Origin of the sequence: Micromonospora sp. NPDC050417 (genome assembly GCF_044458865.1) — a bacterium.
In the GTDB taxonomy this organism is placed as follows: Bacteria; Actinomycetota; Actinomycetes; order Mycobacteriales; family Micromonosporaceae; genus Micromonospora_G.
The window spans coordinates 1-5,292 of the sequence record NZ_JBITIH010000057.1 but is presented as its reverse complement, the minus strand read 5'-3'; the positions used below and the strand labels follow the sequence as shown (position 1 = coordinate 5,292).

The 5,292-nt window shown below is 57.1% G+C and carries 3 rRNA genes; all 3 read left to right on the top strand.

Annotated features, from left to right (window positions below):
• The first annotated feature begins 100 nt into the window (after positions 1-100).
• Positions 101-1,616: ribosomal RNA gene (locus ACIBF5_RS32550) — 16S ribosomal RNA — on the top strand.
• Positions 1,617-1,984: 368 nt separating this feature from the next.
• A 23S ribosomal RNA gene (locus ACIBF5_RS32545) occupies positions 1,985-5,095 on the top strand.
• Positions 5,096-5,173: 78 nt separating this feature from the next.
• Positions 5,174-5,290 (top strand): 5S ribosomal RNA (gene rrf, locus ACIBF5_RS32540).
• Together the 16S, 23S and 5S rRNA genes form the textbook arrangement of a ribosomal RNA operon.
• Positions 5,291-5,292: the final 2 nt, after the last annotated feature.

The window sequence follows — 5,292 nt, the reverse complement described above, 5'->3', positions numbered from 1 at the left end:
TTTTTTCCCGGGCCGGCTTGCCTTTCTCTTTGGGGATTGGTTGGTTGGTTTGGATTCCTTTGGCAACTTTTTGTTGTCGGGACATTTTTTCCACAGATTTTTGTTGGAGAGTTTGATCCTGGCTCAGGACGAACGCTGGCGGCGTGCTTAACACATGCAAGTCGAGCGGAAAGGCCCTTCGGGGTACTCGAGCGGCGAACGGGTGAGTAACACGTGAGTAACCTGCCCTAGGCTTTGGGATAACCCTCGGAAACGGGGGCTAATACCGGATATGACTTCTGGCCGCATGGCTGGGGGTGGAAAGTTTTTTCGGCTTGGGATGGACTCGCGGCCTATCAGCTTGTTGGTGGGGTAATGGCCTACCAAGGCGACGACGGGTAGCCGGCCTGAGAGGGCGACCGGCCACACTGGGACTGAGACACGGCCCAGACTCCTACGGGAGGCAGCAGTGGGGAATATTGCACAATGGGCGGAAGCCTGATGCAGCGACGCCGCGTGAGGGATGACGGCCTTCGGGTTGTAAACCTCTTTCAGCAGGGACGAAGCGAGAGTGACGGTACCTGCAGAAGAAGCACCGGCCAACTACGTGCCAGCAGCCGCGGTAAGACGTAGGGTGCGAGCGTTGTCCGGATTTATTGGGCGTAAAGAGCTCGTAGGCGGCTTGTCGCGTCGACTGTGAAATCCCGCGGCTCAACCGCGGGCTTGCAGCCGATACGGGCAGGCTAGAGTTCGGTAGGGGAGACTGGAATTCCTGGTGTAGCGGTGAAATGCGCAGATATCAGGAGGAACACCGGTGGCGAAGGCGGGTCTCTGGGCCGATACTGACGCTGAGGAGCGAAAGCGTGGGGAGCGAACAGGATTAGATACCCTGGTAGTCCACGCTGTAAACGTTGGGCGCTAGGTGTGGGGGGCCTCTCCGGTTCTCTGTGCCGCAGCTAACGCATTAAGCGCCCCGCCTGGGGAGTACGGCCGCAAGGCTAAAACTCAAAGGAATTGACGGGGGCCCGCACAAGCGGCGGAGCATGCGGATTAATTCGATGCAACGCGAAGAACCTTACCTGGGTTTGACATGGGCGGAAATCCGGCAGAGATGTCGGGTCCTTCGGGGCCGTTCACAGGTGGTGCATGGCTGTCGTCAGCTCGTGTCGTGAGATGTTGGGTTAAGTCCCGCAACGAGCGCAACCCTCGTTCGATGTTGCCAGCGCGTTATGGCGGGGACTCATCGAAGACTGCCGGGGTCAACTCGGAGGAAGGTGGGGATGACGTCAAGTCATCATGCCCCTTATGTCCAGGGCTTCACGCATGCTACAATGGCCGGTACAATGGGCTGCGATACCGTGAGGTGGAGCGAATCCCAAAAAGCCGGTCTCAGTTCGGATCGGGGTCTGCAACTCGACCCCGTGAAGTCGGAGTCGCTAGTAATCGCAGATCAGCAACGCTGCGGTGAATACGTTCCCGGGCCTTGTACACACCGCCCGTCACGTCACGAAAGTCGGCAACACCCGAAGCCGGTGGCCCAACCCTTGTGGAGGGAGCCGTCGAAGGTGGGGCTGGCGATTGGGACGAAGTCGTAACAAGGTAGCCGTACCGGAAGGTGCGGCTGGATCACCTCCTTTCTAAGGAGCACCTGCCCCCGAAGGGGGGTTAGGAGCCCGCATCATCCGAGTGTGGTGGTGGGGTGCTCGATGGCGGAGACACTGGTGAGTTTGTTGCCGGCAACGGCCACTTTTGACTGCTAGTACAGCCCTGCTTTGGTGGGGTGGGAATGTGGTTGGTGGTGCGGCTGGTGGTGGATGATGAGCACCCTGTTGGGTCCTGAAGGAACAAACACGTGTGTTTGTTGTTTCGGGTTGCCAGGCATGGCCTGTCACTGCAAACGGATCTCCGGAGCCAAGGTTTTTTGGTGGTGGGGTTTGGTGTGGTGGTTGTGGGTTGTGGGTTGGTCGTTTGTTGAGAATTGCACAGTGGACGCGAGCATCTTTGTGGTCAAGTTGTCAAGGGCGAACGGTGGATGCCTTGGCACCAGGAGCCGATGAAGGACGTGGGAGGCCGCGATAGGCCTGGGGGAGCTGTCAACCAAGCTGTGATCCCAGGGTGTCCGAATGGGGGAACCCGGCAGCAGTCATGTGCTGTCACCTGCATCTGAACACATAGGGTGTATGGAGGGAACGCGGGGAAGTGAAACATCTCAGTACCCGTAGGAAGAGAAAACAATATGTGATTCCGTGAGTAGTGGCGAGCGAAAGCGGATTGAGGCTAAACCGGCTGCGTGTGATACCTGTCAGGGGTTGCGTGGTTGGGGTTGTGGGACTCTGCTGATTCAACTGACATTGGGTCGAGAAGTTATAAAGCCAGTTGCTAGCCGAATGGTGTGGGAAAGCCAACCGTAGACGGTGAGAGTCCGGTAGGTGAAAGTGGCTGGTCTTCTGTGGATGTTCCCGAGTAGCGGCGGACCCCTGTAATCTGCCGTGAATCTGCCAGGACCACCTGGTAAGCCTAAATACTTCCTGGTGACCGATAGCGGACTAGTACCGTGAGGGAATGGTGAAAAGTACCCCGGGAGGGGAGTGAAATAGTACCTGAAACCGTTCGCCTACAATCCGTCGGAGCCTTTAGGGGTGACGGCGTGCCTTTTGAAGAATGAGCCTGCGAGTTAGTGGCATGTGGCGAGGTTAACCCGTGTGGGGTAGCCGTAGCGAAAGCGAGTCTGAATAGGGCGTTCAGTCGCGTGTCCTAGACCCGAAGCGGAGTGATCTAGCCATGGGCAGGCTGAAGCGTGGGTAAGACCGCGTGGAGGGCCGAACCCACCAACGTTGAAAAGTTGGGGGATGACCTGTGGTTAGGGGTGAAAGGCCAATCAAACTCCGTGATAGCTGGTTCTCCCCGAAATGCATTTAGGTGCAGCGTCGCGTGTTTCTTGCCGGAGGTAGAGCACTGGATGGTCTAGGGGGCCCACAAGCTTACCGAAATCAGCCAAACTCCGAATGCCGGTAAGTGAGAGCGCGGCAGTGAGACTGCGGGGGATAAGCTTCGTAGTCGAGAGGGAAACAGCCCAGATCACCAGCTAAGGCCCCTAAGCGTGTGCTAAGTGGAAAAGGATGTGGGGTCGCATAGACAACCAGGAGGTTGGCTTAGAAGCAGCCACCCTTTAAAGAGTGCGTAATAGCTCACTGGTCAAGTGGTTCCGCGCCGACAATGTAGCGGGGCTCAAGTACACCGCCGAAGCTGTGGCATTCACATTTTACTTCGCGTGCCCTTTTGGGGGTGTGTGCAGGTGTGTGGATGGGTAGGGGAGCGTCGTGCCGCGGGTGAAGCAGCGGAGTGATCCAGTTGTGGACGCGGCACGAGTGAGAATGCAGGCATGAGTAGCGAAAGAAGGGTGAGAAACCCTTCCGCCGGATGACCAAGGGTTCCAGGGCCAGGCTAATCCGCCCTGGGTGAGTCGGGACCTAAGGCGAGGCCGAGAGGCGTAGTCGATGGACAACGGGTTGATATTCCCGTACCCGCGAAAGAGCGTCCGTGGTGAACCTCATTGTGCTAACTTCCGGATCTGATTGAGGCTTTCGGGCTGATGTTGGTGATGTTGGGAACCTGGTGGGTAGTAGTCAAGCGATGGGGTGACGCAGGAAGGTAGCTGAGCCCGGCCGGTGGTTGTGCCGGGGTAAGCGTGTAGGCCGTGTCGTAGGCAAATCCGCGACATATTGAGGCTGAGACGTGATGCCGAGCCGATTCAGGTGAAGTCAGTGATCCTATGCTGCCGAGAAAAGCCTCTAGCGAGTTCTTAGCGGCCCGTACCCCAAACCGACACAGGTGGTCAGGTAGAGAATACCGAGGCGATCGGGCGAACTGTGGTTAAGGAACTCGGCAAATTGCCCCCGTAACTTAGGGAGAAGGGGGGCCGGAGACGTGAAGCCCCTTGCGGGTGGAGCGTTGTATGGCCGCAGAGAGCAGGGGGAAGCGACTGTTTACTAAAAACACAGGTCCATGCGAAGAAGTAATTCGATGTATATGGACTGACGCCTGCCCGGTGCTGGAACGTTAAGGGGACCGGTTAGCTCTTTCGGGGGCGAAGCTGAGAACTTAAGCGCCAGTAAACGGCGGTGGTAACTATAACCATCCTAAGGTAGCGAAATTCCTTGTCGGGTAAGTTCCGACCTGCACGAATGGCGTAACGACTTCCCCACTGTCTCAACCACAGGCCCGGCGAAATTGCATTACGAGTAAAGATGCTCGTTACGCGCGGCAGGACGGAAAGACCCCGGGACCTTTACTATAGCTTGACATTGGTATCCGAATTAGCTTGTGTAGGATAGGTGGGAGCCGGTGAAGTCCATACGCCAGTATGGGTGGAGGCAATCTTGAAATACCACTCTGGTTGATTTGGGTATCTAACTTCGGACCGTGATCCGGTTCAGGGACAGTGTCTGGTGGGTAGTTTAACTGGGGCGGTTGCCTCCTAAAATGTAACGGAGGCGCCCAAAGGTTCCCTCAGCCTGGTTGGCAATCAGGTGTTGAGTGCAAGTACACAAGGGAGCTTGACTGTGAGACTGACAGGTCGAGCAGGGACGAAAGTCGGGACTAGTGATCCGGCACTTGCGAGTGGAAGCGGTGTCGCTCAACGGATAAAAGGTACCCCGGGGATAACAGGCTGATCTTCCCCAAGAGTCCATATCGACGGGATGGTTTGGCACCTCGATGTCGGCTCGTCGCATCCTGGGGCTGTAGCAGGTCCCAAGGGTTGGGCTGTTCGCCCATTAAAGCGGTACGCGAGCTGGGTTTAGAACGTCGTGAGACAGTTCGGTCCCTATCCGCCGTGCGCGTAGGATACTTGAGAAGGGCTGTCCCTAGTACGAGAGGACCGGGACGGACGAACCTCTGGTGTGCCAGTTGTCCCGCCAGGGGCACGGCTGGTTGGCTACGTTCGGAAGGGATAACCGCTGAAAGCATCTAAGCGGGAAGCTCGCTTCAAGATGAGGTATCCCACCCATGTGAATGGGGTAAGGCCCCCAGCTAGACTACTGGGTTGATAGGCCGGAGATGTAAGCTCGGTAACGGGTTGAGTTGACCGGTACTAATAGGCCGAGGACTTGATTACTAAGGTGCTACGCGTCCACTGTGTGATTCCCGACAAGCGAACAAGACCCTGTTGGGTTGTTTGTTAAGTCGATAGTGTTACGGCGGTTATAGCGGTGGGGAAACGCCCGGTTACATTCCGAACCCGGAAGCTAAGCCCTCCAGCGCCGATGGTACTGCACTCGGGAGGGTGTGGGAGAGTAGGACGCCGCCGGACAA